Origin of the sequence: Leifsonia sp. AG29 (assembly GCF_009765225.1) — a bacterium.
Taxonomy (GTDB): domain Bacteria; phylum Actinomycetota; class Actinomycetes; order Actinomycetales; family Microbacteriaceae; genus Leifsonia.
The window spans coordinates 1,997,298-2,023,696 of record NZ_VMSF01000001.1 but is presented as its reverse complement, the minus strand read 5'-3'; the positions used below and the strand labels follow the sequence as shown (position 1 = coordinate 2,023,696).

Annotated in this window: 25 protein-coding genes; 18 read left to right on the top strand and 7 right to left on the bottom strand. The window is 71.9% G+C overall.

The window, feature by feature from the left end:
* Positions 1–6 precede the first annotated feature (6 nt).
* The 9 genes from priA to FPT20_RS09710 all read left to right on the top strand — a co-directional run bounded on the left by priA (position 7) and on the right by FPT20_RS09710 (position 8,803).
* The gene (gene priA, locus FPT20_RS09750) at positions 7–753 is read left to right on the top strand and encodes a bifunctional 1-(5-phosphoribosyl)-5-((5-phosphoribosylamino)methylideneamino)imidazole-4-carboxamide isomerase/phosphoribosylanthranilate isomerase PriA (RefSeq protein WP_158864790.1); all 747 of its coding nucleotides are present in this window, start codon (positions 7–9) and stop codon (positions 751–753) included.
* Positions 737–1,615, top strand: coding sequence for an SseB family protein (locus tag FPT20_RS09745; RefSeq protein WP_158864788.1), 879 nt, complete (start codon positions 737–739; stop codon positions 1,613–1,615). The genes priA and FPT20_RS09745 overlap by 17 nt, the downstream gene beginning before the upstream one ends.
* Before the next feature lie 95 nt (positions 1,616–1,710).
* Positions 1,711–2,181 carry a MarR family winged helix-turn-helix transcriptional regulator gene (locus FPT20_RS09740; protein ID WP_199245740.1) on the top strand — a complete coding sequence of 157 codons (471 nt, stop codon included), beginning with the start codon at positions 1,711–1,713 and terminating at the stop codon, positions 2,179–2,181.
* Positions 2,178–2,600 carry an organic hydroperoxide resistance protein gene (locus FPT20_RS09735; protein ID WP_158864786.1) on the top strand — a complete coding sequence of 141 codons (423 nt, stop codon included), beginning with the start codon at positions 2,178–2,180 and terminating at the stop codon, positions 2,598–2,600. Before FPT20_RS09740 ends, FPT20_RS09735 begins: the two co-directional genes overlap by 4 nt.
* Before the next feature lie 26 nt (positions 2,601–2,626).
* Positions 2,627–3,604, top strand: a complete 978-nt coding sequence (locus FPT20_RS09730; RefSeq protein WP_158868016.1) for a zinc-binding dehydrogenase — start codon at positions 2,627–2,629, stop codon at positions 3,602–3,604.
* A gap of 17 nt (positions 3,605–3,621) precedes the next feature.
* Entirely contained in the window at positions 3,622–4,188 is a 567-nt protein-coding gene (locus FPT20_RS09725) for an HhH-GPD-type base excision DNA repair protein (RefSeq protein WP_158864784.1), read from the top strand.
* 113 nt (positions 4,189–4,301) lie between these two features.
* The gene (locus tag FPT20_RS09720; protein ID WP_158864782.1) at positions 4,302–7,829 is read left to right on the top strand and encodes a TM0106 family RecB-like putative nuclease; all 3,528 of its coding nucleotides are present in this window, start codon (positions 4,302–4,304) and stop codon (positions 7,827–7,829) included.
* 63 nt (positions 7,830–7,892) lie between these two features.
* Positions 7,893–8,306 carry a helix-turn-helix transcriptional regulator gene (locus FPT20_RS09715; RefSeq protein WP_158864780.1) on the top strand — a complete coding sequence of 138 codons (414 nt, stop codon included), beginning with the start codon at positions 7,893–7,895 and terminating at the stop codon, positions 8,304–8,306.
* A gap of 74 nt (positions 8,307–8,380) precedes the next feature.
* The gene (locus FPT20_RS09710; protein WP_158864778.1) at positions 8,381–8,803 is read left to right on the top strand and encodes a VOC family protein; all 423 of its coding nucleotides are present in this window, start codon (positions 8,381–8,383) and stop codon (positions 8,801–8,803) included.
* Here FPT20_RS09710 and FPT20_RS09705 read toward each other — a convergent pair.
* Positions 8,791–10,059 (bottom strand): cupin domain-containing protein, encoded by a 1,269-nt coding sequence (locus FPT20_RS09705; RefSeq protein WP_158864776.1) that lies wholly within the window; start codon positions 10,057–10,059, stop codon positions 8,791–8,793. The genes FPT20_RS09710 and FPT20_RS09705 overlap by 13 nt on opposite strands.
* Positions 10,059–10,241 (bottom strand): hypothetical protein, encoded by a 183-nt coding sequence (locus tag FPT20_RS09700; protein WP_158864774.1) that lies wholly within the window; start codon positions 10,239–10,241, stop codon positions 10,059–10,061. The genes FPT20_RS09705 and FPT20_RS09700 overlap by 1 nt, the downstream gene beginning before the upstream one ends.
* Positions 10,242–10,415: 174 nt before the next feature.
* On the opposite strand from FPT20_RS09700, the gene FPT20_RS09695 reads away from it, so the two are divergent.
* From FPT20_RS09695 to FPT20_RS09685, 3 genes are read left to right on the top strand one after another with little or no spacing between them, the layout of a single operon-like run.
* Positions 10,416–11,369: a MetQ/NlpA family ABC transporter substrate-binding protein gene (locus FPT20_RS09695; protein WP_158864772.1), complete on the top strand. Its 954-nt coding sequence runs from the start codon at positions 10,416–10,418 to the stop codon at positions 11,367–11,369.
* 5 nt (positions 11,370–11,374) lie between these two features.
* Complete coding sequence (locus FPT20_RS09690; protein WP_158864770.1) at positions 11,375–12,400, top strand: methionine ABC transporter ATP-binding protein; 1,026 nt, start codon at positions 11,375–11,377, stop codon at positions 12,398–12,400.
* Positions 12,397–13,056 carry a methionine ABC transporter permease gene (locus FPT20_RS09685; RefSeq protein ID WP_158864768.1) on the top strand — a complete coding sequence of 220 codons (660 nt, stop codon included), beginning with the start codon at positions 12,397–12,399 and terminating at the stop codon, positions 13,054–13,056. Before FPT20_RS09690 ends, FPT20_RS09685 begins: the two co-directional genes overlap by 4 nt.
* Before the next feature lie 13 nt (positions 13,057–13,069).
* Here the strand turns inward: FPT20_RS09685 and FPT20_RS09680 are convergent, their stop codons facing one another.
* Entirely contained in the window at positions 13,070–14,269 is a 1,200-nt protein-coding gene (locus FPT20_RS09680; protein WP_158864766.1) for a citrate/2-methylcitrate synthase, read from the bottom strand.
* Positions 14,270–14,321: 52 nt separating this feature from the next.
* On the opposite strand from FPT20_RS09680, the gene FPT20_RS09675 reads away from it, so the two are divergent.
* A complete protein-coding gene (locus tag FPT20_RS09675) occupies positions 14,322–15,500 on the top strand; it encodes a citrate/2-methylcitrate synthase (protein ID WP_233265464.1) in 1,179 nt (392 codons plus the stop codon).
* Between the two features lie 130 nt (positions 15,501–15,630).
* Complete coding sequence (locus FPT20_RS09670) at positions 15,631–16,254, top strand: putative glycolipid-binding domain-containing protein (RefSeq protein ID WP_158864764.1); 624 nt, start codon at positions 15,631–15,633, stop codon at positions 16,252–16,254.
* A gap of 9 nt (positions 16,255–16,263) precedes the next feature.
* Here FPT20_RS09670 and FPT20_RS09665 read toward each other — a convergent pair whose 3' ends face one another.
* Positions 16,264–17,601: an MFS transporter gene (locus tag FPT20_RS09665; RefSeq protein ID WP_199245997.1), complete on the bottom strand. Its 1,338-nt coding sequence runs from the start codon at positions 17,599–17,601 to the stop codon at positions 16,264–16,266.
* Positions 17,598–18,044: a hypothetical protein gene (locus FPT20_RS09660; RefSeq protein ID WP_158864762.1), complete on the bottom strand. Its 447-nt coding sequence runs from the start codon at positions 18,042–18,044 to the stop codon at positions 17,598–17,600. Before FPT20_RS09660 ends, FPT20_RS09665 begins: the two co-directional genes overlap by 4 nt.
* 41 nt (positions 18,045–18,085) lie before the next feature.
* Between FPT20_RS09660 and FPT20_RS09655 the strand changes: the two genes are divergently transcribed.
* Positions 18,086–19,678, top strand: coding sequence for a bifunctional phosphatase PAP2/diacylglycerol kinase family protein (locus tag FPT20_RS09655; RefSeq protein ID WP_158864760.1), 1,593 nt, complete (start codon positions 18,086–18,088; stop codon positions 19,676–19,678).
* A gap of 10 nt (positions 19,679–19,688) precedes the next feature.
* Here the strand turns inward: FPT20_RS09655 and ligD are convergent, their stop codons facing one another.
* The gene (ligD, locus tag FPT20_RS09650) at positions 19,689–21,656 is read right to left on the bottom strand and encodes a non-homologous end-joining DNA ligase (protein ID WP_158864758.1); all 1,968 of its coding nucleotides are present in this window, start codon (positions 21,654–21,656) and stop codon (positions 19,689–19,691) included.
* Between the two features lie 100 nt (positions 21,657–21,756).
* On the opposite strand from ligD, the gene ku reads away from it, so the two are divergent.
* Together ku and FPT20_RS09640 are read left to right on the top strand one after the other, a co-directional pair.
* Positions 21,757–22,689 (top strand): non-homologous end joining protein Ku, encoded by a 933-nt coding sequence (gene ku / locus FPT20_RS09645; protein ID WP_158864756.1) that lies wholly within the window; start codon positions 21,757–21,759, stop codon positions 22,687–22,689.
* The gene (locus FPT20_RS09640) at positions 22,686–23,690 is read left to right on the top strand and encodes a DNA topoisomerase IB (RefSeq protein WP_158864754.1); all 1,005 of its coding nucleotides are present in this window, start codon (positions 22,686–22,688) and stop codon (positions 23,688–23,690) included. The genes ku and FPT20_RS09640 overlap by 4 nt, the downstream gene beginning before the upstream one ends.
* Before the next feature lie 51 nt (positions 23,691–23,741).
* On the opposite strand, the gene FPT20_RS09635 is transcribed toward FPT20_RS09640, so the two are convergent.
* A complete protein-coding gene (locus tag FPT20_RS09635; protein WP_158868010.1) occupies positions 23,742–25,157 on the bottom strand; it encodes an MFS transporter in 1,416 nt (471 codons plus the stop codon).
* Between the two features lie 294 nt (positions 25,158–25,451).
* Between FPT20_RS09635 and FPT20_RS09630 the strand changes: the two genes are divergently transcribed.
* Positions 25,452–26,363 carry a sigma-70 family RNA polymerase sigma factor gene (locus FPT20_RS09630; protein WP_158864752.1) on the top strand — a complete coding sequence of 304 codons (912 nt, stop codon included), beginning with the start codon at positions 25,452–25,454 and terminating at the stop codon, positions 26,361–26,363.
* The last annotated feature ends 36 nt before the right edge of the window (positions 26,364–26,399 follow it).

The following is a 26,399-nucleotide window of genomic DNA, read 5'->3' as shown; positions in this document are numbered from 1 at the left end:
CACACAGTGACCGATTTCATCAGCACGCCCCGGCTCGTCCTGCTCCCGGCGGTCGACGTCGCGGACGGGAAGGCCGTGCGCCTCACCCAGGGCGAGGCCGGCAGCGAGACGAACTACGGCGACCCGGTCGATGCCGCCGCGGAGTGGGCGGAGGCCGGAGCGGAGTGGATCCACCTCGTCGACCTCGACGCGGCATTCGGGCGCGGCGACAACCGCGGCCTGCTGCGGCGCGTCATCAAGCAGGTCAAGGGCGTCAACATCGAGCTGTCGGGGGGCATCCGGGACGACGAATCGCTCGAGCAGGCGCTCGAGGCGGGCGCGACGCGCGTCAACCTGGGCACGGCCGCGCTCGAGAACCCCGAGTGGGCCGCGACCGTGATCGGCCGCTACGGCGAGGCGATCGCCGTCGGACTCGACGTGCGCGGAACGACGCTCGCCGCACGCGGCTGGACCCGGGAGGGCGGCGACCTCTGGGAGGTGCTCGAGCGGCTCGAGGAGGCCGGGTGCGCCCGCTACGTCGTCACCGACGTCACGAAGGACGGCACCCTCCGCGGTCCCAACATCGATCTCCTGAAGCAGGTGACGGAGCGGACGGACCGCCCGGTGGTCGCCTCGGGCGGAATCTCGAGCCTCGACGACATCGCCGCACTGCGCGAGCTCGTGCCGCTGGGCGTCGAGGGCGCCATCGTGGGCAAGGCGCTGTATTCGGGTGCGTTCACCCTCCCCGAGGCGCTGGATGTCGCCGGGCGCTGACGCGGGATCCGAGGGCGCGAGAGAGCGGCCCCGACCCGGCGCGCCGTCCGCGTCCGGAGCGGACCGGCTCGCCGGGTTCGCCGCGAGCCTCGCGGCCGATGCGGCGCGCGCCGCGGATTCCGCGGGTCAGCCCTGGGCCGGTCGCGAGTTCGACGACAACCCGTTCGGAGACGACGACGGGGCCGCGCCTCCCGAACTGCTGGTGGCGCTCGCCGCGTTCCGCCGCGGCCAGGCCGGTCCGGAGGCCGTGGTCGACGCGCTGCGCGGGGCTCGCCTCCTCGTTCCGCTGATCGCGGAGCTGGGGGAGGAGGGGACCACGGCGGCCGGCCACGCGGTCGACAAGAGCCAGGAGCTCTCCCTGGTGACGGTCGCCGGCCCCGACGGGCGCACGGTGCAGCCGGTCTTCTCCTCGGTGGCGGCCCTGCAGAACTGGAACCCGTCCGCCCGCCCCGTGCCCGTCGGGGCCCGGCGGGTGGCGCTCGCCGCCGTCTCGGAGGGCGTCGAGCTGCTCGTCCTCGATCCCACCTCGGAGACCGAGTTCGTCGTCCGGAGGCCCGCGGTGTGGGCGATGGCGCAGGGCGCGTCGTGGCTGCCCCCGCAGGCCGATCCGCTCGTCGTGGGGGCTTTCCGCGCCTCCATCGCCCCGGAGCTCGGCGTGCAGGCGGTCGATCTCGCTGCCGGCGACCCGGACCAGCGCCTGGTGGCCGAGGAGCTGATCGTCCGGCTCAGTCTCTCCCGGGGGCTGTCGGAGGAGGCGCTCGGTGCGATCCTCTCCCGGCTCGCGCAGCGCTGGGCGGCCGACGACGCGATCGCCACCCGGGTGGATTCGCTCCGCGTGCAGCTGGCGGCCGCGCCCGACTGAGTGCGGGGCTCGGCGGGGTTCCCGGCCCGTGACCGCGAGCGACATCTTTCCGCAGTGAGTTGTGCACAACCAAGTTGCGTGCAATGATGTGTTTCATGCCGGTGACCGATGAGATGGTGTGCTTCTCGCTGTACTCCGCGACGCGCGCCACGACGCAGGCGTACCGTTCACTGCTCGAGCCCTGGGGCCTCACGTACCCGCAGTACCTCGTCCTCGTGACCCTCTGGGTCGAGGGCGATCAGACCGTCGGCTCGCTGGGGGAGCACCTCCAGCTCGACTCCGGGACGCTGTCGCCCCTCCTGCGCCGCATGGAGCAGGCGCGGCTCGTCCGGCGCGAGCGCGGCTCGCGAGACGAGCGCGTCGTGACCGTGACGATCGGAGAGCGGGGGCTCGCCCTCCGCGCCGAGCTGGCTCACATCCCCGGGCGGATCGCGGCGGGCACGGGGCTGCCCGACGAGCGTGCCGCGGCCGAGCTCATCGCCACGCTCCACCGGCTGACCGAGACGATGCACGCCGTCAGCGCGCAGGCGTCGCCCCCCTCCGACCTCGACGAAAGGGTCCTATGAACGTCCTCTACACCGCAGAAGCACTCTCCACCGGAGCCGGCCGCGACGGGAAGGTCGTGACGAGCGACGGCTCCTTCGAGCTGGGACTCGCGGTGCCCGCCGAGATGGGAGGCTCGGGGCTCGGCACGAACCCGGAGCAGCTCTTCGCCGCCGGCTACGCCGCGTGCTTCCACTCCGCGCTCCACGCGGTGGCCCGCGGCCGCAAGCTGAAGCTCGAGGACTCCGCCGTCGGAGGCCGCGTCCAGATCGGCCCGAACGGCGAGGGCGGCTACCAGCTGGCGGTTCTCCTGGAGGTGGTCCTGCCGGGCGTCGACCGGGCCACGGCGGAGAGCCTCACCGAGGCCGCCCACCAGGTGTGCCCCTACTCGAATGCGACGAGAGGCAACATCGACGTCGCGATCACCATCACGGAGGACTGACCATGAGCGAGACGAACACGACGACGATGACGGCGCTGGTGCAGCACGAGTTCGGCGACCCCGCGGTGGTGCTGCGGGCGGAGGAGCGCCCCCTCCCCGAGCCGGGCCCGGGCCAGGTGCGCGTGCGCACCCTCCTGTCACCCATCCACAACCACGACCTCTGGACGGTGCGCGGAACCTACGGCTTCAAGCCGGAACTGCCCGCCGGTGCTGGCACCGAGGCCGTCGGCGTCGTCGACGCGCTCGGCGAGGGCGTCGAAGCGCCGGCCGTCGGAACACGCGTGGTGACCGGCGGGACCTTCGGCGTGTGGGCGGAGTACTTCGTAGCCGGCGCGGCCGGGCTCATCCCGGTTCCGGACGCTCTCCCCGACGAGGCCGCCGCCCAGCTGGTCTCCATGCCGTTCAGCGCGCTGAGCCTCCTCCACTCGCTCGATCTCGGCGAAGGGGAGTGGCTCATCCAGAACGCGGCGAACGGCGCGGTCGGCCGGATGGTCGCCCAGCTCGCCGCCGCCCGCGGAGTGAACGTCGTCGGACTCGTGCGCCGGAGCGCCGGCGTGGAGGAGCTCCGGGCCCAGGGCATCGAGCGGATCGTCGCCACGGATGCGGAGGACTGGCGCGAGCGCGTGGCCGCGATCACGGGAGGCGCGCCCATCCGCGTCGGCGTCGACTCGGTCGGAGGGAGTGCCGCCGGGGACATCGTGTCCGTCCTCGCCGAGAAGGGCAAGCTCGTCGTCTTCGGAGCGATGGCGTCGCCGACACTCGAGATCGCCTCCGGGGACATCATCTTCAAGCAGGTGACCGTCACCGGGTTCTGGGGCAGCGTGGTCAGCCGTGAGATGCCGGCCGAGCTCCGCGGACAGCTCTTCGCCGAGCTGATCGGTCGTGCGCTCGACGGGTCCCTCACCCTCCCGGTGGCGGCGACCTATCCGTTCGAGCGGATCGCGGACGCCGTCGCCGCCAGCGGCGAGCCCGGCCGGGTCGGCAAGGTGCTCCTCGCGCCCTGAGGTGGCACGATGAGGGCATGGCACTGAACATCACGGGCGACCCGGAGGCCGACGCCCTGCTCGACGAGTCGTCGTTCGCGCTGCTGGTCGGGATGCTTCTCGACCAGCAGGTCCCGATGGAGACGGCGTTCGCCGGTCCGGCCAAGCTCCGTTCCCGGCTCGGCGCGCTGGACCCTCGGACGGTCGCCGGGCTCGACCCGGACCGGCTCGCCGAGGTGATGAAGCAGCCGCCCGCGGTGCACCGGTTCCCGGGATCCATGGCCGGGCGGGTGCAAGCGCTCGCAGCCGCGATCGTCGCCGACTGGCACGGGGACACCGCCGCCATCTGGACGGAGGGCGACCCGGACGGCGCGGAGATCCTGCGCCGCCTCCGAGCGCTGCCCGGGTTCGGCGAGCAGAAGGCGAAGATCTTCCTCGCCCTCCTCGGCAAGCAGAAGGGCCTGGCCGCCGCGGGCTGGCAGGAGGCCGCCGGCGACTACGGTGCACCCGGCTACCGATCGGTGGCCGACATCGTCGACGCCGAATCGCTCACCCGGGTGCGGGAGCACAAGCGGGCGGCGAAGGCGGCGGCCAAGGGGCGCTGAGCGTCCTCCGCGCTCGCCTCGGCTCCCGATCCCGTGTCGGTGGCCGCCGATAGGCTCGCATCGCGGGCCCGGCAGGCGGGTCCGCTCGCCGGACCGATCGAGAGGGGGTCGCCGTGTTCCTCCTCGACGGTGTGATCGTCACCAGTGCCAGCGACCTGACCGAGGCGTCGAAATGCGAGTTCGCCTTCCTGCGGTCGGCCGACGTCAAGCTCGGCCGTGCCGAGAAGACCGAGCAGATCGACGACCCGATGTACGTCCGCTCCTCGCGCATGGGCGACGAGCACGAGCACCGCATCCTCGAGGGGTACCGCGCACGGTTCGGCGCCGGGGTCGCCGAGATCGACCGCCCGGAGCGCCTGACCGCCGACAGCCTCGCCGACGCCGTGGCGCGCACAGCGGAGGCGTTCGCGCGCGGGGCCGATGTGGTGTTCCAGGCGACCTTCTTCGATGGGTCGTTCGTCGGATTCGCCGACTTCGTCGTCCGGCTGCCCGACGGCCGGTACCGGGTGCAAGACTCCAAGCTCGCCCGCAGCGCCCGGGTGACGGCGCTGCTCCAGCTGGCCGCGTACGCCGAGCAGCTCCGGCGCGTCGGCGTCGACGTCGACGACACGGTCGAGCTGCTCCTCGGCGACGGCTCGGTGAGCACGCACCGGCTCGCCGACATCGAGCCGGTCTACCGCAAGCGCCGTGCCCGGCTGCTCGAGATCGTCGCCGAGCACCTCGGTGACGAGGGGGCGGTTGCCTGGGGCGATGCGCGCTTCGCCGTCTGCGGTCGCTGCGACACCTGCGACGCCGAGGTCCAGCTGGCGCGCGACGTCCTGCTCGTCGCGGGGATGCGCGTCACCCAGCGGGAGCATCTCGTCGCCGCGGGCCTCGGCACGATCGACGCGCTCGCCGCCTCCACGGGCCCGGTCGACGGTGTCCTCGACGGCACCCTCGAGGGCCTCCGGGAGCAGGCGCGGCTCCAGCTGCTCGCCGAGCCCGGATCGCCCCCGCCCGTCCGGGTCTTCAACGCGCCCGTCCTCGCCGTGCTGCCGGAGCCCGACCCCGGGGACATCTTCTTCGACTTCGAGGGCGACCCGCTCTACACCGAGGGTGCGGGCGAGCGCTGGAATCTCGACTACCTGTTCGGGCTCGTCGACCAGGAGGAGCGCTTCACCGCCTTCTGGGCCCACGACTTCGCCGCCGAGCGCGTCGCCCTGGAGGCGTTCCTCGCTTTCGTGCGCGAGCGGCGGCGGCAGCACCCGGGCATGCACATCTACCACTACGCCGCGTACGAGCAGACACACCTCCTGTCGATCGCCGCTCGGCACGGCGTCGGTGAGGAGGACGTCGACGCCCTTCTCCGCGAGAGCGTCCTCGTCGACCTCTACCCGTTGGTCCGCAAGGCGGTGCGCGTGGGCTCGCGGTCGTACTCGATCAAGAAGCTCGAACCGCTCTACATGGGAGACGAGCTGCGCGAGAGCGAGGTGACGAACGGTGCCGACTCCATCACCGAGTACGCGAACGCGCGTGACCTCATCGCCCTCGGCCGGGAGGACCAGGCACAGCCGCTCCTCGACGCGCTCGCCGAGTACAACCGCTACGACTGCGTCTCGACGCTCCGACTGCGCGACTGGCTGATAGCACGCGCGCGCGAGAACGGCGTGCCGATCGGCGCCCAGCCCATCGAGGAGCCCGAGGTGGCTCCCGACGAGTCGCCGCTCCGAGCCGGGCTCCTTGCCTTCGCCGGAGATCCGCTCGACCCGCACCGGACGGTCGACCGCGAGGCGATGGCGCTCGCTGCCGCCGCGATCGACTTCCATCGCCGCGAGCAGAAGAGCTTCTGGCAGAGCCACTTCGCCCGCCTGATCCAGCCGGTCGAGGAGTGGGCCGACACCCGCGACGTGCTCGTGGTCGAGCACGCCCGCGTCCTCCGCGACTGGTACCTCGACGAGGGCCAGCGCGTCGAGCGCCGCGAGCTCCTCCTCAGCGGGTCGTGGGGTCCGGGGAGCGCCCTCCGCCTCTCCGAGCGGGCCGGGCCGTTCCTGCTGTACGAATACCCCGGGCCGTTCCGGCAGCCCCGGGCGCAGCCCGGCGCGCGCGCCGCCCGCACGGTCTCCGTGATCGCCGCGCTCGACGACGGGTCCGTCGTCGTCCGCGAGACGCTCCCGCCCGACGTCGCGCCCTACGACGATCTGCCGAGCGCTCTGACGCCCGCGGCTCCGCCCGACTCCCGGCGTCTGGCCGAGGCCATCCGCGAATGGGGCACGGCTCTCCTGATCGCGCGCCATCACGACACGTGGCCGGTGGACGCCACGATCGACCTGCTGCGGCGCACGCCGCCGCGGACGCGCTCGGGAGCGCTCGCCCCCGAGGGCGGCGTCGACGGAGCAGACCGAGTCCGAGCCGTCGTGGCGAGCCTGCTCGACCTCGACGCGTCGTATCTCGCTGTGCAGGGGCCGCCCGGGACGGGCAAGTCCCACCTCGGCGCGCACGTGATCGCCCGCCTGGTCGCCGAGCACGGGTGGCGCGTCGGCGTCGTGGCGCAGTCGCACGCCGTGGTCGAGAACCTGCTCGACCGGGTCGTCGCCGCCGGCCTCGACCCCGCGCTCGTCGGCAAGGCGCCGGGAGGAGGGACGCGCGGTCCGGTGGCCGACGACCCGGAAGCGCCGTCGAGTCCGCACCGCTTCACGCCCCTCCCGGCGAATGGACAGCTCGAGTTCGCCGCCGCGAACGAGGCGACCGGGTACGTCATCGGCGGCACCGCGTGGGACTTCGCCAACGCGGCTCGCGTACCGCGGGGCGCCCTCGACCTGCTCGTCGTCGACGAGGCCGGACAGTTCTCGCTGGCGTCCACCATCGCGGTCGGCGTCTCGGCGCGGAACCTCCTCCTGCTGGGCGACCCGCAGCAGCTGCCGCAGGTGAGCCAGGGATCGCACCCCGAGCCGGTCGACGGGTCCGCCCTCGGCTGGGTCAGCGACGGGCACGAGGTCCTCCCCGCCGAGTACGGCTACTTCCTCGCCGAGACCCGCCGCATGCACCCGGCTCTGGCCGCCGCGGTCTCCGAGCTCGCGTACGAGGGGAGGCTGCGCGCCCACCCCGCTGCCTCCGAGCGGTTCCTCGCGGGCGTCGAGCCGGGGCTGCACCCGGTCCCGGTGACGCACGCCGGCGCGTCGACGGCATCGCCGGAAGAGGCCGCCGTCGTGGTGGAACTCGCCCGAGGCCTGATCGGGCGGTCCTGGTCCGACCCGTCGAGCGCCCGCGACGACGAACCCCTCGGTCAGGCCGACGTCATCGTCGTCACGCCCTACAACGCCCAGCTCGCCGAGGTCCGTGCCGCACTCGATGCGGCAGGCCTCCCGGAGGTCCGGGTGGGAACGGTCGACAAGTTCCAGGGGCAGGAGGCGGTCATCGCCATCGTGAGCCTCGCCGCGTCCTCGGCGGCCGATGTGCCGCGCGGCACGTCGTTCCTCCTCATGAAGAACCGGCTCAACGTCGCCGTCTCGCGCGCCAAGTGGGCGGCGTACCTCGTCCACTCCCCGGAGCTGACCGAATTCCTCCCGCGCACCCCCGCCGCGCTCGGCGAGCTCAGCGCCTTCATCCGGCTGGTCGAGACGGACGAGCGCGAGCCGGCGGCCGCCGAGCGAATGGCCGTCTGACGAGAGCCCGGCGGCGCGTCGGCAGCCGTCGTGCGGCGGTCGCCCCGGTGTTACGCTCGACGCGTGTCCCCCGAGGAGCTGCAGACACTCGCCCACCTGCGACGCGCTCGCGACCTCATCGATCGCGAGTACGCGAAGCCCCTCGACGTGCCGACGATGGCGGCCCGCGCCTTCATGTCGCCCGCGCACTTCTCGCGCCGCTTCCGCGCGGCCTACGGCGAGACGCCGTACAGCTACCTCATGACCCGGCGGATCGAGCGGGCGATGGCACTTCTCCGTGGCGGGATGAGCGTCACCGACGCCTGCATGACCGTCGGCTGTACGTCCCTCGGGTCGTTCAGCTCCAAGTTCACGGAGCTGGTCGGGATGACCCCCTCCCAGTACCGCGCTCGCGAGCACGCGGCGGTCTCGGCCATGCCCGACTGCATCGCGCGCCAGCGCACCCGCCCGGTGAAGGAGCCGCGGCCGAGGGGCTGAGCGAGAGCGGCCCGGTCGCCGGTCGAGCAGTTTTCGAGAAGCCCGACCGTCGTCCGCTTCCTAGAGTGGCGGTCATGAGCATCGCACTTCAGTTCGCACAGATCACCGTCCTCGACCCGCAGGAGGCGCTCGCCTTCTACCGCGACGCCCTCGGCCTCCAGGTCGTCAACGACGTCGAATCCGGCGGCCACCACTGGATCACCCTCGGCTCGCCCGAGGCCACGTCCGGGCAGATCGTGCTGTCCGACCCGCACGCCGGACGCTCCCAGGCCGACGGCGACGCACTCGAAGAGCTCGTCGCGAAGGGCGCGATGAGCCCGATCGTCTTCACCAGCGACGACGTCGACGCCGCGTTCGAGCGCGTGCGGGCGAGCGGCGCCGAGGTGCTCCAGGAGCCCATCGAGCAGCCGTGGGGGCCGCGGGACTGCGCGTTCCGCGATCCGTCCGGCAACATGGTGCGCATCCTCCAGGACACGCCTCAGCCTCAGACCGTCTGAGCCGAGATCACGAGCACACCCTCCAGCAGGAGTCGCCGGGCGATCACCACTGCGGAGCCGTCGTCGATCGGCAGCTCGCCCACCCTGACGGGAGGCCCTGCCAGCAGACGCTCCAGGGCGGCACGCGCCGCGACGGGAAGCGCCACGTTCTTCCCAGGGAGGCGCACGGTGACCGTCTCCACCTCCACCGTGACCCGCGGGCGCAGCGAGGGGCGGACAGACACTACGGTGCCCGCGTCGAGGGCATCGGCGGCCGCCGCGGCGGCGAGGGGCCGCAGGGGCGCCGGCGGCGAATCCGAGCGCTGCCGCTGCGCGAGTCGCTGCGAGACGGCGTCGGCGATGCGGGCCCTCGCCGACGAGTCGGAGAGGGCCTCGACGAGCTCGTCGAGGGCATCGCCGACCATCGGTGCGAGCGCCTGATGGTCCGAAGGGTCGAGACCGAGCGGAAGCGAGCCGCGCAATGCCGCGGTGTCGGCGGCCACGCTCACCGCCTCCTCGATGATGTCGCTCCGGGTGTAGGCGGCCACCCCGACGGTGAGGTGGACCGAGACGCCGCCCAGGGCCTCGGCCGAGTGGATCCAGCCCCGGGGCAGGTAGAGCACGTCGCCGGGCCGGAACACCTCGTCGATCGCCGGCTCCTCCGCCGCCCGGGCCGCCACCTCGTCGGCGTGGTCGTTCCAGGGCTGGCCGCGGAGAGGGTCGGTGTGCACCGGCTCGTGGATGCGCCAGTGCTTCTCCCCGGCGATCTGCAGCACGAAGACGTCGTGCACGTCGTAGTGCGGGTCGAACCCCCGCGATGAGGCGGGGGTGATGTAGGCGTTGACCTGGCACGGGTGACCGAGCTCGTCCGCGAGTCGCCGGGCGAAGTCGCCGATCGGCTCCCACGTGCGGTGGAGGCCCTGCAGCACGAGCGTCGCCCCGGCGGCGAACTCCGCGAGGACCCGCGCCGAGTCCAGCTGGTCGCCCACCTCGGCGCCGAAGCCCGCCGGACCGGTGTACCGGGAGGGAGGGAGCACCTCGCCCTCCTTCGCCATGCGCACGAACGGGGTGCGCAGGGCGCGCGCCGCGACGAGCTCGTCGACCGCCTCCACACTGAAGAGGTCTCCGAAGCCGTCGCGTCGGGCCGCCTCCAGGTCGGCGGATCGCGTGAACAGGGGACGCCGCCCCCAGTACTCCTCGGCGAACAGCTCGCGCCCGACCGGGACGCAGCGCGACAGCGCGGGCCGGTCGCCCGGCCCGCGCCCGTGCCTGCCCATCAAGCGGACCCGTCGGCCCCGCTGTCGTGACCGCCGGGGTTCGCGCCGCCGTCCGCGGTGCCTTCGCCCGCAGAGCCGTCGGCCCCGCCGTCGTGGCCGCTCGTGTTCGCGCCGCCGTCGGCGGGTCCTTCGCCGCCGCCGGGGGAGGAGGTGGTGATGTCGTCGTCGCTGATGTCGCTCATGCCGTCTCCGCTCCGTGCCGGGCCGCCGGTCGCGGCCGCTCTGACGACGCCACCCTACGCTCGCCGTCACATTTCGGAACAGGTTTTGAACTCCCCGCGACGGTGGGCGAGGCTCGATGAGGCCGCCCACCGTCGCCGGCCGAACCCCACCCCCTTCACAAGAGAGGCACAGCCATGCCCGCCAGCACCCCGCCCACTGACGTCCCCGCCCTGCCGGAGAAGCCGAAGCGGTCGCGCACCGGCTGGTTCGTCGGCCTCGGGATCGCTGTCGTCGCGGCCGTGGTCGCCATCGTCCTGGTCGTCGTCAACGTCGCCGGGAGCGGCGCCGCGACCGCCGGCAAGGTCACCGTCCGGATCGGCACCACCGAGCAGGCGGCGCCCTACTGGCCGATCCTCAAGCGCGAGGCCGCCAAGCAGGGCATCGACATCCAGGTGGTCGGCTTCCGGGACTACACGCAGGCGAACCCGGCGCTCGCCGACGGCCAGATCGACCTCAACCTCTTCCAGCACCTTCAGTTCCTGGCCGACTACGACGTGCAGTCGAAGCAGGACCTCGTGCCCATCGCCTCCACGCTGGTCGTGCCGCTGCCGCTCTATTCGACGAAGTACAAGAGCGTCGACGCCATCCCTCAGGGCGCGAAGATCGCGATCCCCAACGACGCGACGAACCAGGCGCGCGCGCTCCTCGTCCTGCAGAAGGCCGGGCTGCTGAAGCTGAAGAACGGCGGCAACACGCTCGCCACCCCGGCCGACATCGACGCGTCCGCCTCCCGCGTGAGCGTCATTCCCGTCGACGCCGCGCAGACGGCCCCCGCCCTGAGCTCGGCCGACGGAGCGATCGTCAACAACAACTTCGCGCTCACCGCCGGCCTCGACCCGAAGTCCGCGCTGTTCCAGGACGACCCCGCCTCCTCGACCGCCGAGCCCTACATCAACGCCTTCGTCGCCCGCGACAAGGACAAGGGCAACAAGACCTTCCTCAAGGTCGCGGAGCTTTACCACACGAAGGCGGTCAGCGACGCCGTCCTGGCGGAGTCGAAGAACACGGCGGTCATCGTGCAGAAGCCGCAGGCCGAGCTGATCGGCATCCTCGACGGTTTGAAGAAGACCATCGCGGAGGCGAAGTAACCGCGGTGAGCGCGATCATCGAGTTCCGGGGCGTCGTCAAGAGCTTCCGCTCGGGCGACGCCACGGTGACCGCCGTCGACGGCATCGATCTGACGATCGAGCGGGGCGAGGTCTTCGGCATCATCGGCTACTCGGGCGCGGGCAAGAGCACGCTGGTCCGGCTGATCAACGCGCTCGAGCATCCTACCTCGGGCTCGGTGATCGTCGACGGCCGCGACATCACCGACCTCCCGGAGCGCGAGCTGCGCTCCGTCCGCGCCGGCATCGGCATGATCTTCCAGCAGTTCAACCTGTTCCAATCCCGCACCGTGTTCGGCAACATCGCGTACCCGCTGAAGGTGGCGGGCTGGGCGAAGGCGGACCGGAGGCGCCGGGTCGCCGAGCTGCTCGCCTTCGTCGGGCTGACCGACAAGGCATGGAATCATCCCGACCAGCTCTCGGGCGGTCAGAAGCAGCGGGTGGGGATCGCCCGCGCGCTCGCGACCAACCCGGCCATCCTCCTCGCCGACGAGGCGACCAGCGCTCTCGACCCGGAGACGACGGCCGACGTGCTGGCCCTGCTCAAGCGGGTGAACGAGGAGCTCGGGGTGACCATCGTCGTCATCACGCACGAGATGGAGGTGGTCCGCTCGATCGCGGACCGCGTCGCCGTGCTCGACGGCGGCCGGGTGATCGAGCAGGGGAGCGTCTTCGAGGTGTTCTCCGCGCCGCGATCGACGACGGCTCAGCGCTTCGTGGGGACCGTCCTGCGCAACCGGCCCGGCTCCTCCGACATCGAGCGCCTGCGCGGGAAGCACGCCGGGCGGATCGTCTCGGCGCGGATCCACGACGACGGCCGGCTCGGCTCCGTGCTCTCGGACGCGGTGGGGCGCCACAACGTCCGGTTCGAGATCGTCTACGGCGGCATCTCCGCCCTCCAGGGCCGGTCGTTCGGCTCTCTGATGCTCGAGCTGATCGGCACCGACCGGGACGTCGACGCCCTCATCGCCGAACTCCGGGACATCACCGAGGTGGAGGAGGTGGCCGCGTGACCGACTGGAGCACCCTGTGGCCGGTGTACGTGCAGGCCATCGGCCAGACGCTGTGGATGGTGGTCGCGACGCTCATCATCGGCGGCGTCCTCGGACTGGCGCTCGGCGTCCTGCTCTACACGACGCGCCGGGGCGGTCTGCTCGAGAACCGCGCGCTGTCGACGGTGCTGAACGTCGTCGTGAACTTCATCCGGCCCATCCCCTTCATCATCTTCATGACGGCGATCGCGCCCCTGACACAGGCGGTGCTCGGCACTTTCCTCGGGACGCCCGCGGCGATCTTCCCCATGACGATCGCGGCCACGTTCGGCATCTCGCGCATCGTCGAGCAGAACCTCGTGACGATCGAGCCCGGGGTCATCGAGGCGGCGCGCGCCATGGGGTCGAGCCCGTGGCGGATCATCACGACGCTGCTGATCCCCGAGGCGCTCGGCCCGCTCATCCTGGGCTACACGTTCGTGTTCGTGGCGATCGTCGACCTGTCGGCGATCGCGGGCAGCATCGGCGGCGGCGGCCTGGGCGACTTCGCCATCTCCTACGGCTACCAGCGGTACGACTGGGCGGTCACCTGGGTGGCGGTGATCACGATCGTCGTCCTCGTGCAGGCCGCGCAGTTCCTCGGCAACGCGCTCGCGCGCAAGGCGCTGCGGCGCTGATCGCGGCCGTGCGTCACCCGGTGTAGCGGCCCACCGGACGGAGCCGGAGCGGCTGCTCCCGGTACTCGTCGAGGGCGTGCACGATCCAGCCGACGGTCCTCCCGGTTGCGAAGATCACCTCTCCGGCGTCGTCCGGCATGCCGGCGGCGAGCGAGAGGGCTCCGAGAGCCAGGTCGATGGTGGGGTGCGCCCCGGTGCGTTCGCCGACCAGGTCGGCAACCGAGTCGACCGCCGAGAGCACGCGGCCCGATCCCGGCACCTCCGCGAGGAACTCGAGAAGCGTCCGAGCCCGCGGGTCCCCGCCCGGGTAGAGCGGATGGCCGAAGCCCGGAACCGGACCGGACGCGGTCAGGACGCTGTCGGCGACGACCCGCGCCGGATCGTCGCCGTCGGCCACGCGGGCGAGCATCCGGTGCGCCGCCCGGCTCGCGTTGCCGTGCAGGGGTGAGTCGAGTGCCCCGAGCCCTGCGGTCACGACCGCGTACGCACCCGCTCGGGCCGACGCGGCCGCGCGCGCGGCGAGCGTCGAGACCGCGATGTCGTGGTCGATGAGGAGGACGAGGGCCGCATTCAGCGCGGCCTTCTCCGCGGGGGAGGGCTGGCGTCGGGTGAGAGCGTGCCAAAGCGAAACGGCCAGCGGATCATCGGCGTGCCCGGCAGCACGGTCGTCCAGCACCGCGACCATTCCCGACACGATCCGCTCTGCGGCTCCCGCGACGATGTCCGCCCGGAGGGAGTGCCGGAACGGGTCGGCGACCGCGAGAGCCGTGACCGCGACGAGCTGACGATCGCGGTCCCCGCTCGACTCGGGCAATGCCCGCACCACCTCGCGGGCGGTCTCGACGCCCGCGCCGGCGGTGAATCGGGCGTCCTCCTCCCATGACCCCGTCAGTGCCCACCGGGCGACCGTCTCGAACCGGGAGTGCGCCAGGTCGGCGGCCCGTCGGCCGCGGAAGAACAGGTCGCCGTCGTCGATGAGCGCGAACGTCGTGTCGATCACCATCAGGGGGCGTCCGGCCGAGTGCCCCTCGCCCGCCGGGCGACGTCGCCGGGCGGCGGCGAAGCGCTCGACCTCGAGCGGATCGAACGTCGAGCCCTCGGCGGTGCGCCGGCGGGCGAGGCGACCCCGGGCGACGTAGGCGTACAGCGTCTCGAGCTTCACGCCGAGACGCTCGGCGGTCTGCTCGGCCGTGAGGCGCGGAAGGGGCTCCATATTGATCCGATCAACGTTGACTAAGTCTTCGATCCAGTCCCACACTAGCGTCATGGACACCATCGACGCCTCCCGCATGGACGACACCCTGATCGACGTGCCCCGCGGGCTGACCAATGTGGTCGTCGCCCGGACAGCACTCGGCGATGTCCGAGGTCACGAGGGCTTCTACCATTACCGCCAATACTCCGCGGTGGACCTCGCCCGCGAGCGGACGTTCGAGGAGTCGTGGTACCTCCTGCTGTTCGGAGAGCTGCCGGGCCTGTCCGAACTCGACCGTTTCCGCGAACGGATAGCCGCCTCCCGGGGCATCCCCGATGAGGTGGAGCGGCTCCTCCCCGGGATCGCGCGGACCGCGAGGGGAGGCGACTCCCTCGCCCCGCTCAGGATGGCATTGACGGCGCTCGCGGCGACGGACGGCCTGCAACCTCTCTACGACGCCGCCCCGGAGGCGCGGGTGAATGCCGCCATCCGGATCGCTGCCGCCACGCCCGTGCTGCTCGCGCGGCTCCACGCATACGCGACCGGGCAGGAGCCCCGCACCGCACGAGCGGACCTCGGCCATGTCGCGAACTACCTGTACCTCCTGACCGGCGCCGTCCCTGACGAGCCCCACGAACGCGCACTGAGCGCCTACATGACGGCGGCGATCGACCACGGCTTCAACGCGTCCACCTTCTCCGCACGCGTGATCGCGTCGACGGGCGCGGACCTCGCGGCCGCCGTCTGCGGCGCTCTCGGCGCCCTGTCCGGTCCGCTTCACGGAGGGGCGCCCAGCCGCGCGCTCGATGCGCTCGACGAGATCGGCACGCCGGACCGGATCGACGCGTGGGCGCGTGCCACGGTGGCGTCCGGGGGCCGCGTCATGGGCTTCGGCCACGCGGTCTACCGGACGGAGGACCCACGGTCGCGGATGCTCCGCGACTTCGCGGCGGAGCTCGGCGGCCCCCGGGTGGCGTTCGCGATGGAGGCGGAGCGGCGCATCCTCGACGTGCTCGCCGAGCTGAAGCCCGGCCGCGAGCTCCACACCAACGTCGAGTTCTACGCCGGCGTCGTCATGGAGCAGTGCGGGATCCCGCGCTCGCTGTTCACACCGACCTTCGCCGCCGCCCGGGTCGTCGGCTGGACGGCCCACGTCCTCGAACAGGCCGCGGACGGGAAGATCGTGCGCCCGTCCTCGCGGTACACGGGCCCGGAGGCGCCGGTCCCGCTGCGGGCCCGGGTGGCCTGACGACGCAGCCGATCCGGCAGTGCCGCCGGGCGGCCTCACGCGTATCGTGCCTCCTGCGGGCCCGCGGCAGCGGGCACCGCTCATCCATCCGCAGAGGAGAGGCGACGCGATGCGCGGGGCGGTTCGGCACGTGGAATGGATCGGCGACGAGGATCCCGAGCGGCTCGAGGCGGCGACGGTCACGCTCGCGGCCGACCGGCTCGACGCGCTCGGGACCTCGCGCACCACCGACTACGTCGTGGCGTGGGCGCTCGAGACCGGACCCGGCTGGGAGACCCGGCGCCTCGACGTCACAGTGTCGGGCCGAGGGTTCACCCGTCGGCTCGTACTCGTCCGCGACGGCCGGAACGGCTGGTCGAGCGAGCAGAGCGCGCAGGGCGATGACCGGTTCGGCGAGCGGACGATGGAGGCGCCCGGGTTGCCGGAGCCGGACGCCGCGAGGCTCGCGGACGCGCTGGACTGCGACCTCGCGCTGTGCCCGGTGACCAACACCATGCCGATCCGCCGGCTCGGCGCCCTCGACGACGTCCTGCCCGAGACCGCCATCGTCGCCGCGTGGGTCGACCTGCCGTCGCTGGCGGTCCGCGCCTCACGCCAGGTATACAGTTCCAGCGAGCCGTTCGACGCCGCGGCCGGGAGGGGCGTCGTCCGTTACCGGAGCCCGGACGGCGGCTTCGTGGCCGATCTCACCGTGGACGCGGACGGCATCGTCGTGGACTATCCGCGAGTGGCGCGGCGCATCCGGACCCGCTGATCCTCCGCCTCAGGGAGTCGGCGCCAGCGCGTCGTACCGCCGGAAGCTCCCCTGGACCCGCACGATCGCCGAGACCAGCGCGACGATCAGCAGGCCGCCGAGGAGGGGCGGGAACCACAGCACGCCGGTCAGGGCGAGCACGCCGACGTAGAGGTCGCCGAGACGCGGGCCGCCCGTCACCACCACCGTGAACACGCCCTGCAGCCGACCCCGCATCACATCGGGAGCCGAGGCCTGCAGGATCGTCATCCGGAAGATCGAGCTGATGTTGTCGGCCGCACCGGCGACCGCGAGCAGGAGGGTCGCCGCCACGAGGGCCGCGGTGTTCGCCCCGGTGAGCGACGGATCGGCGGACGGCCCGGTGAACGCGGCCACCGCCAGCACGCCGCCGAACCCGAGGATGGCCGCGCCGTAGACGACGATGGAGCGCTCCACCGCCAGTCCCTGGCGGCGCACATGGCCGAGGCGACCGGAGAAGACACTGGACAGCAGCACGCCGACCGCGAAGGCGGCCGTCAGGATTCCCACGGTGACAGCGCCCCCTCCGATCAGCAGGGCACCGACCGCCGGGAACAGCGCGCGCGGCTGCCCGAGCGTCATGGCGATCACGTCGAGCACGAAGGTCATCGAGAGGTTCGGTGCCGTGCGCAGGAACCGGAGACCGTCGAGGACCGAGCGCAGTCCGGCGCTCTGCCGCTCGCCCTCCGGGACGATGGAGGGCAGCGTGAAGATGCCGAGGAAAGCGGCGGTGAACAGCACCACGTCGACCGAGTAGGTCCAAGCGATGCCGACGGTCGCGACCAGGACGCCGGCCAGGGCCGGCCCGACCGTCACCATCACGCCCATGCTGATGCCGTTCAGGGCGCTCGCCGCGGGAAGGAGCCGGGCGGGCAGCAGCCGCGGCGTGATCGCCTGGCGCGTCGCGCCGATCATGACCGTCGCCACCGCGTTCAGCGTGGTGAGGACGTACAGGGGCCAGACGACGGTGATGTGCAGCCAGGCGAAGGCGGCGATCCCCGCCGTCGACGCCCAGGCCACGAGAGCCGTCACGATGGCGACGCGCCGGCGGTCGAACGCGTCGGCGAGCACGCCCCCGTACAGGCCGAAGACGATCATCGGCACCAGGGCGAACAGGGCGACGAAGGAGACCGCGAGCGTCGAGCGCGTGAGCGCGTAGATGTGCAGCCCCACGGCGACGACGGTCATCTGGCCGCCGATGCCCGAGATCGCGCCTCCCAGCCACAGCCGGGCGAAGGGCGGCGAGTCCCGCAGCGGCGAGAGGTCGACGACGTGGCCGCGACGCGCCGGCGCGAGCTCCGCGCTCTCCGGGGAGGGCGGGGTGCTCAGAAGCGCGGCTGCTTGCTGAGCCGCACCGCCGCGGTGGAGAACACGACGCCCGCGACCATGATGGTCACGGTGAGCGCCTGGAGGAGCACCTGGAGGAACGGCACGAACGGGGTCACCGACACCCAGAGCCAGAGGATCGCGCCGATGAGGGTGATCACGTAGCTGAAGGTGCGGCGCGCGTAGAGCGCGTTGAGGCACACCACGGTGGCCGCGACCGTCACCTGGAACAGGGGGAGGAACGAGCCGGCGTTGCCCGTCCACGTCGCCACCAGGCTCCAGACGCCGAGCACGAGCGAGACGAGGACGATCACGGTCACGAGCGGGTTGCCGACCATCGTGGGGATCGTGGTGCTGAGGCTGCGGACCAGCGAGCCGTGCTCGTCGTCGGCCTCGAGCGGGCGCCGGGTCTCGATCGGTCGGGGTGCGGTCAGGTGCGTGCTCACGACGACGATCCTACCGCGCACCGGGCGCGTACATTGGCGGCATGGCCGCATCAGGGCACCGTAGAGGCAGCAGGCACCGCCACCGAGCGGGAGGGGCGTTCGCCGGCCGTCGGCGCATCCCTCTGCCGAAGCGGATCGAGCGCGCCGACGAGGCCGTCGCCCGGCGCATCAACGCCCGGCGCACGGGGCCAGGGAGCGACTCCTTCTGGCTGCTCCTCACGCGCATCGCCGACCACGGGAGGCTCTGGTTCGCCGTCGCTGCGGTCCTGACGGTGATGGGCCGCCCGCGGGCCGCGGCGCGGGGTCTCGCGTCGCTCGGCGCCGCCAGCCTGATCGCGAACCTCGTCGGCAAGCGGCTGGTGGGCGGCGACCGCCCGGCCCTCACCTCCATCCCGATCAGCCGCAGGCACCACCGCTCGCCGACCTCGCCGTCGTTCCCCTCGGGGCACACCGCGAGCGCGGCCGCCTTCGCAACGGGCGTGGCGCTCGAGTGGCCCGCGGCGGGCGCGGCGCTCGCGCCGATCGCGGCCGGGGTCGGCTACTCGCGCCTCCACACCGGGGCGCACTGGCTCTCCGATGTCGCCGGCGGAGCCGCCATCGGCGCGGGCGCCGCCCTGGCGCTCAAGGCGCTCGCACCGGCCCCGACCGGCCCGGGACCCCGCGAGGCGCCGACCTCGGAGGTGATCGAGCTCCCCGCCTCCGCGGACGGAGAGGGCCTCTTCATCGTCGTCAACCCCGCGTCCGGCCGCGGCCTCGGGCGCCCCGACCCGCTCCCGATCCTCGCCGAGCGGCTTCCCCGGGCGCGCGTGCACGCCCTCCGCGACGGTGACGACATCGGGGAACTCGTCCGCACGCAGCTGACCTCCGCCGACCCGCCGCGCATCCTCGGAGCATGGGGAGGAGACGGCTCGGTCGGCGCCATGGCTCACCAGGCGCGGGAGGCGGGTCTCCCGCTCCTCGTCGTCCCCGGAGGCACCTTCAACCATTTCGCCAAGGCGCTCCTGCTCGACAGGGTCGATGACGCGCTGACGGCGCTCGCCGACGGGACCGGCCGGGCCGTGGACGTCGCCGACCTCGAGTTCGGCACCGGGAAGCGGGTCACGGTGCTCAACACCGCCTCCGTGGGCATCTACCCGTCGTTCGTGGCCGAACGCGAGAAGCGCGAGGGGCGGCTCGGCAAGCCGCTCGCCGCGCTGGTGGCCGCCATCCGGGTCGTCCGCCGGAGGGACCCGCTGGACGTGGAGATCGACGGGCGGCGACGCAAGGTCTGGTCGGTTTTCGTCGGAGTCGACCGGTACTACCCGATCACGGTCGCGCCGATCGAGCGCCGGCGCCTCGACGACGACCTGCTCGACGTCCGCATCCTGTTCGCCGACGGGCGCCCGCGGACCCGGGGCGCGCTGGCCCTGGCATTCGGAGGCCGCACCGACTCGTTCGCCGCGCGCATGCCGTTCCTCCAGGGACCGCCGGCTCTCGACGCCTTCACGACCGACGAGATCACGATCGAAGCGCGCGCCGACGATCCGGGCTATGCGCACGACGGGGAGGCTTCAGTCGACACGCCGGGGGAGCCGAAGCGCCTGCGGCTGACGGTCCGGGGTGCCGCGCTCAAGGTCTACGCACCGCGGCTCTGAGCGTCGGAGCTCATCCCTCCCGCACGACCTGCTCCGGCAGCTTGTCGGGCCGGAGCCCGCGCCACGTGGGCTGACGCAGCCTCCCGGGACCGGTCCACTCGGCGAACTCGACCTCGCCGACGAGCTCGGGACGGGTCCAGTGCGCGCCGCGGGCGTCGGCGGACGGCACCCGCGCGAGGGGAGGCGCGTCCTGCTCGAGCGCGGAGAGCTTCGTCAGGAGGTCGTCGAGCACCCGGTCGCTGAAACCGGTCCCGACCTTGCCGACGTAGCGGAGACCGTCCCCGTCCGGGAGCCCGAGGAGGAGCGCGCCGATCGTGCTCGCGCGACGGCCGTTGCCGGGCGTCCAGCCGCCGATGACCACCTCCTGGGTCTTCTTGTGCTTGATCTTGATCCACGAGCGCGACCGCCGTCCGAGCGTGTAGGTGCTGTCGCGCCGCTTCGCCATGACGCCCTCGAGGTCGAGGGTCCGGCTCGAGGCGATGGCGTCCTTCAGGTCGCCGTCGAACGCCGGAGGGACCTGCACGGCGTCGTTCTTCGGTGGCCGGAGCACCTCCGTCAGCCGGGCGCGGCGCACGTCGTAGGGCTCCTTCGTCAGATCGTCGCCGTCGGCCTCCAGGAGGTCGAACGCCAGGTAGTGGACAGGAGCCCGCTTCACCGCCGCTTTCACGTCGGCCGGGCGGGTGAGCCCCATGCGGGTCTGGAGGATGCCGAAGTCGGGCCGTCCCTGCGCGTTCAGCGTGACGATCTCGCCGTCGAGCACGAGCTCGTGGCCCGCCGCCAGCTCGACCAGATCGCCGAGCTCGGGGTAGGCGACGGTGACGTCGTTGCCGTTGCGGGTCGTCAGGCGGAGGTTCCCGGAACGCACCTCGGCGATCGCACGGATGCCGTCCCACTTCATCTCGAACGCCCACTCGTCCTCGTCGCCGACATCCGCGGCCGATCCGAGCGTCGCGAGCATGGGGGAGGGGGGCGCCCCCGTCGCGCGCGACGCGGGCTTCGGGTGCGACGCGGGCTTCGGGTGCGACGCGGGCTTCGGCTGCGGCGCGGGCACGCGCACGGCACCGACGCTGCCCCGGTCCGCCTGCTCGCCGTCGAGCCCGGCGAGCAGATCGCCCCGGCGCTTCAGTCGCTGGAGCACCTCCGGGTACTCGAGCTGCCGGAGCTGCGGGGAGGCGAGCTCCCGCCAGGTCCGGGGGGCCGCGACCGTCGGGCGCAGCCGTCCGCGCAGCGAGTACGGTGCGACGGTGGTCTTGGCGCCGTTGTTCTGGCTCCAGTCGACGAGCACCTTCCCGGCGCGGAGCGACCTCTTCATATCGCTGACGACGAGGTCGGGATGATCGGCCTCCAGCGCCCGCGCGAGCTCGTGGGCGACGGCCGCGACCTGGTCGGCCGTCTGCGAGCCGTCGAGCGGCGCGTACAGGTGGATGCCCTTCGACCCGGAGGTCACCGGGAACGGTTCGAGGCCCATGTCGGTGAGGATCGCGCGGGCGAGCCGCGCCACCTCGGCGCAGTCGGTCAGCGCGACGCCCTCCCCGGGATCGAGGTCGAGCACGAGCCGGTCGGGAGGGAGGTGGCGGCCGCCCCTCCCGACCCGCCACTGCGGCACGTGGATCTCGAGCGCGGCGATCTGGGCGAGCCAGACGAGCGTGGCGCGATCGTTGACCAGGGGGTAGCTGTTCGTGCTCGCCTTGTGCCGGACGGTGTGCTGGGCGACCCACGCCGGGGTGGAGGCGGGGTCGAGGTTCTTCTGGAAGAACACCTCGCCGGGACGGTCCGCCGTCCCCACCCCGTGCACCCAGCGCTTCCGGGTCGCGATGCGATCGCGCACGTGCGGGAGCATGGCGTCGGCCACGGCGGTGTAGTAGCCGATGACGTCGGCCTTGGTGGTCCCGGTCTCCGGGTACATGACCTTGTCGAGGTTGGTCAGCGTGAGGCGGTGTCCGTCGACCTCGACGTCCTCGGTGTCCTGGGCGGCCATGCGTTCACCGTACGCCGGGCACGTCGCCGGCCGGCGCGCGCAGGGCGCCGATCGGCGTCCGATGCTTGAAAATACGGGGTTCCGCGGACACGATGGGCACATGAGGGCGATATGGACGGGCGCCATCACCTTCGGTCTGGTGAACGTTCCGGTGAAGGTGTACAGCGCGACCGAGGACCACGATGTGCCGCTGCACCAGGTGCACGACGCCGATGGGGGGCGCATCCGCTACCAGCGGCGCTGCGAGATCGACGGCAAGGTCATCCCGTACGAGCACATCGCGAAGGCGTACGACGACGGCGAGCGGACGGTGATCCTCACCCCGGAGGACCTCGCCTCGCTGCCCGCCGAGCGCAGCCGCGAGATCACCGTGGTCGAGTTCGTTCCGAACGAGCAGCTCGATCCGATCATGTTCGATCGCAGCTACTACCTCGAACCCGATTCGAAGTCCCTCAAGGCGTACGCCCTGCTGCGGAAGACCCTCGAAGACGAGGACCGCACTGCGATCGTCGAGTTCGCGCTGCGTCAGAAGACCCGGCTCGGTGCGCTGCGGGTGCGCGGGAACGTCCTCGTGCTCCAGACGCTGCTCTGGAACGACGAGATCCGCGCGGCCGACTTCCCGGCGCTCGACAGCGACCCGCGGATCAGCGACCGCGAGCTCCAGCTCTCCGCAGCCCTCATGGAGAGCTTCGCCGGCGACTTCGAACCGGACAAGTTCACCGACGAGTACCAGGTCGAGCTGCGCAAGCTGATCGACGCCAAGCTCGAGGAGGGCGAGAGCGTCGACACCGCGGCGACCTTCGGCGAGGAGGCCGAGCAGAAGAAGGGGGGCGGCGAGGTGATCGACCTGATGGAGGCGCTGCAGCGGTCCGTGGAGCGCAGCCGGTCCACGCGATCCGGCGGCGACGAGGCGGCGGACGAGAAGAACTCCTCGTCGCGGTCGGGAAGCGCGAAGCCGGCCGCCGCGAAGAGCACGGCCAAGAAGCCCGCCGCGAAGCCCGCGGCCAAGAAGACGGCGAAGAAGCCCGCGTGACGCGGCTGCGCAGGAGCAACCCCTCCGGTCCCGGCTACCACCGCCGCATGACCGACAAGGGGCCGGTCTACGAGGACGAGGCGGGCAACCGGATCGTCGACGAGGGCGAGCTGGAGCGGATCCGCTCGCTGGTCCTCCCTCCGGCGTGGGAGGACGTGTGGATCTCGCCGGACGCCCGCGGGCACATCCAAGCGGTCGGCACGGATGCCGCCGGGAGGCGACAGTACCGCTATCACGATTCGTGGCGCCTCCACCAGGACCGCGTGAAGTTCGAGCGCGCCGCTCAGCTCGCCGAGACGCTGACCTCCGCCCGGCGCAAGGTGACGCTCGACCTGCGCGAGGAGGGGTTCGGACGCGACCGGATCCTGGCTGCAGCCTTCCGCATCATCGACCTCGGCAGCGTGCGCATCGGGAGCGAGGAGTACCTCCATGCCAACGGCAGCCGAGGGCTCACGACCCTGCTCTGCCGCCACGCGCGCATCGAGGACGACGACATCACGCTGACCTTTCCAGCGAAATCGGCCCAGCGCTGGACGAGCACGATCACCGACGCCGACCTGGCCGAGCTGCTGCGTCAGATCCAGGCGCTCCGCGGCCAGCGGTCCCGGCTGCTCTCCTGGAAGGACGGCACCTGGCACACCATCCGGCCGGCGTCGCTCAACGAGTACATCCGGCGGCAGACTCGCGGCGAGTTCACCGCGAAGGACTTCCGCACCCTCCACGGCACGATCGTCGCGGCGCGCGCCCTCGCCGAGCTGGGTGTGGCGGGGTCCGACGCGCAGCGCAAGAAGCGCATCAGCGCGGCCGTCAACGAGGCGGCCGCGGCTCTGGGGAACACGCCGGCCATCGCGCGGAACAGCTATATCGATCCGCGCATCTTCGACCGCTACCGCAACGGCGAGGTCATCGACGTCAGCGGCGGGCGCGTGCCGGAGCCCGCGCTCCTCGAGCTGCTGTCGTCCGGCTCCCAGCACCGGCCGGAGCGGGCAGAAGCCGCCTGAACGACGGAGCGGGCGGCGGCCGCCCGGCCACCGCCCGCTCCGATCGGCGCCTCAGCGCTTGCTCTGGACGGGCGTCTCGGCCGACAGCGGCGACGCGATGTCCTCGAGCGACTTGCCCTCCGCGTCGACGCCGAGGAACAGCTCGACGAGCCCGGCGGCGATCATGAGCCCGGCCCCGATGTAGTACCCGATCGCGATGGCGTGGATGCCGCCGCTGATCAGGTTGCCGAACAGGATCGGCCCGATGATGCCGCCGAGGCCGGTGCCGACGGCGTAGAAGAACGCGATCGCCATGGCCCGCGTCTCCATCGGGAAGATCTCGCTCACGGTGAGGTACGCGGCGGAGGCGCCCGCAGAGGCGAGGAAGAACACCGCCATCCAGCACGCGGTCAGCGTCACGGCGTTCAGCGCCCCCGCGTCGAAGAGGAGCGCGGTCCCGACGAGGAGCACGCCGCTGCCGATGTAGCAGAGCGTGATCATGAACCGGCGCCCGACGCTGTCGAACAGGCGCCCGAGCAGGAGCGGTCCGAGGAAGTTGCCGATGGCGATCGGGACGAGCGACCACGGCGCGATGTTGTCCGGGACGTGGAGGAGCTTCGTCAGCACCAGCGCGTAGGTGAAGAAGACGGCGTTGTAGAGGAAGGCCTGCCCGATGAACAGCGAGAGGCCGAGGACGAAGCGCTTCGGGTACTTGGTCAGCGCGACGCGGACGATCTCGCCGAATCCGGTCGACCGGCGCTGGTGGATCTCGATCGATTTCTGCTCGGGGATGTCGGCGAGCTTCTCGTGGGTCTGCTCCTCCACCCCGTGCTCGATCTCGGCGACGAGCTTCTCGGCGTCCTCGTCGCGGCCGTGGATGAACATCCAGCGGGGCGACTCGGGCACGTTCCGGCGGACCAGCAGGATGACGAGGCCGAGCACCGCGCCGAGACCGAAGGCGACCCGCCACCCGATGTTGGCCGCGAAGATAGAGGTGTCGAGGAGGAAGACGGTGAGCACCGCGCCGAACGCCGTCCCCAGCCAGTACGACCCGTTGATGGCGAGGTCGACGAGTCCGCGGCGCCGGGCCGGGATGAGCTCGTCGATCGCCGAGTTGATCGCGGCGTACTCGCCTCCGATCCCCGCGCCGGTGAAGAACCGGAAGACGAAGAACATCCACGGCGCGACCGAGAAGGCCGTCAGCACGGTGGCCAGGAGGTACAGCCCGAGCGTGATGATGAACAGCTTCTTCCGGCCGAAGCGGTCGGTCAGATAGCCGAAGAAGAGCGCCCCGAGACAGGCGCCCGCCACATAGACCGCCGCCGCGTAACCGACCTGGGCGGTGGTGAGGCCGAGTCCGCTGCTCGGCTCGGTGAGCCGGCTCCCGATCGCCCCGACGATGGTGACCTCGAGTCCGTCGAGGATCCACACCGTCCCGAGTCCGATCACCACCAGCCAGTGGAAACGCGACCAGGGGAGCCGGTCCATCCGCGCGGGGATGGTCGTCCTGATGGTCTTCAGATTCACCGATGAATTCGAAGTCTGCGTGCTCACATCGTCGGACTGTACGGGCGGTGTGCAGTCCCTGACAGCACCTTGACAAATCCGTGACGAAGGGATTGAGGAGGTGACGTAGCGTATCCGCGACCCGCGTGTCAACCCCTTGTTGGGGACGGGGGCCGACTGCTTACTCTTGCTAACGAACCCGCACCACGACTGGTCGGGTTGCACCCCACGATCCGAGCCAGAGCAACACGATGCACGAGCTGAATGGATGACACGATGACAACGCTCGAAGTGACGAACGACCCGGTTCGCGATTACCTCAACTCCATCGGGCGCACGCGCCTGCTGACGGCCGACGAGGAGGTGGCGCTCGCCAAGCGGATCGAGGTGGGTGTCCTCGCCGGCGAGCGACTCGCGGTCCGTCCCGGTCTGACCCCGCGCGAGAAGCGCGAGCTGCAGTACCTCGCCGATGACGGCAAGCGCGCCTTCGAGCGCTTCATCGAGGCGAACCTCCGCCTGGTGGTGAGCATCGCCAAGCGCTACGCCGGTCGCGGCCTGCCCGTGATGGACCTCATCCAGGAGGGCAACCTCGGCCTCGTCCGCGCGGTCGAGAAGTTCGACTACCGCACGGGGAACAAGTTCTCCACCTACGCGACCTGGTGGATCCGGCAGTCCATCCTCCGCGGCATCGCGGACACGGCCCGCCTCATCCGCATCCCGGTGCACACCGTGGAGAAGATCGACAAGCTCGACCGGATCCGCCGCGACCTCGGCGGTGAGCTCGGCCGCACCCCCACGCTGGAGGAGATGGCCGAGGCCTCGAACCTCGAGCCGGCCGAGGTGCACAAGCTGCAGATGAGCGACTCCGAGACCGTGTCGCTCGCCGTCCCCGTCGGGGAGAACGAGGGCGCCGAGCTCGGCGACCTCATCGAGGACGGCGACTTCGCCGGGCCGCCGGAGGCGGTCGAGATGGAGTTCCGTCACCGCGACCTGGAGGAGCGGCTGCGCGAGCTGCCCCCGCGCGACGCCAAGGTGGTGCGCATGCGCTTCGGCCTCGACGGCCACAAGCCGATGACGCTCGACGAGGTCGGCGAGGTCTACGGCATCACCCGCGAGCGCGTCCGCCAGCTCGAGACGCGGAGCCTCAAGCGCCTCCGCTGCCCCGAGCTGCTCGAGTACCTGCGCTAGGACTCCCGACGCGTCGAAGGACCCCGTGCCCGCAAG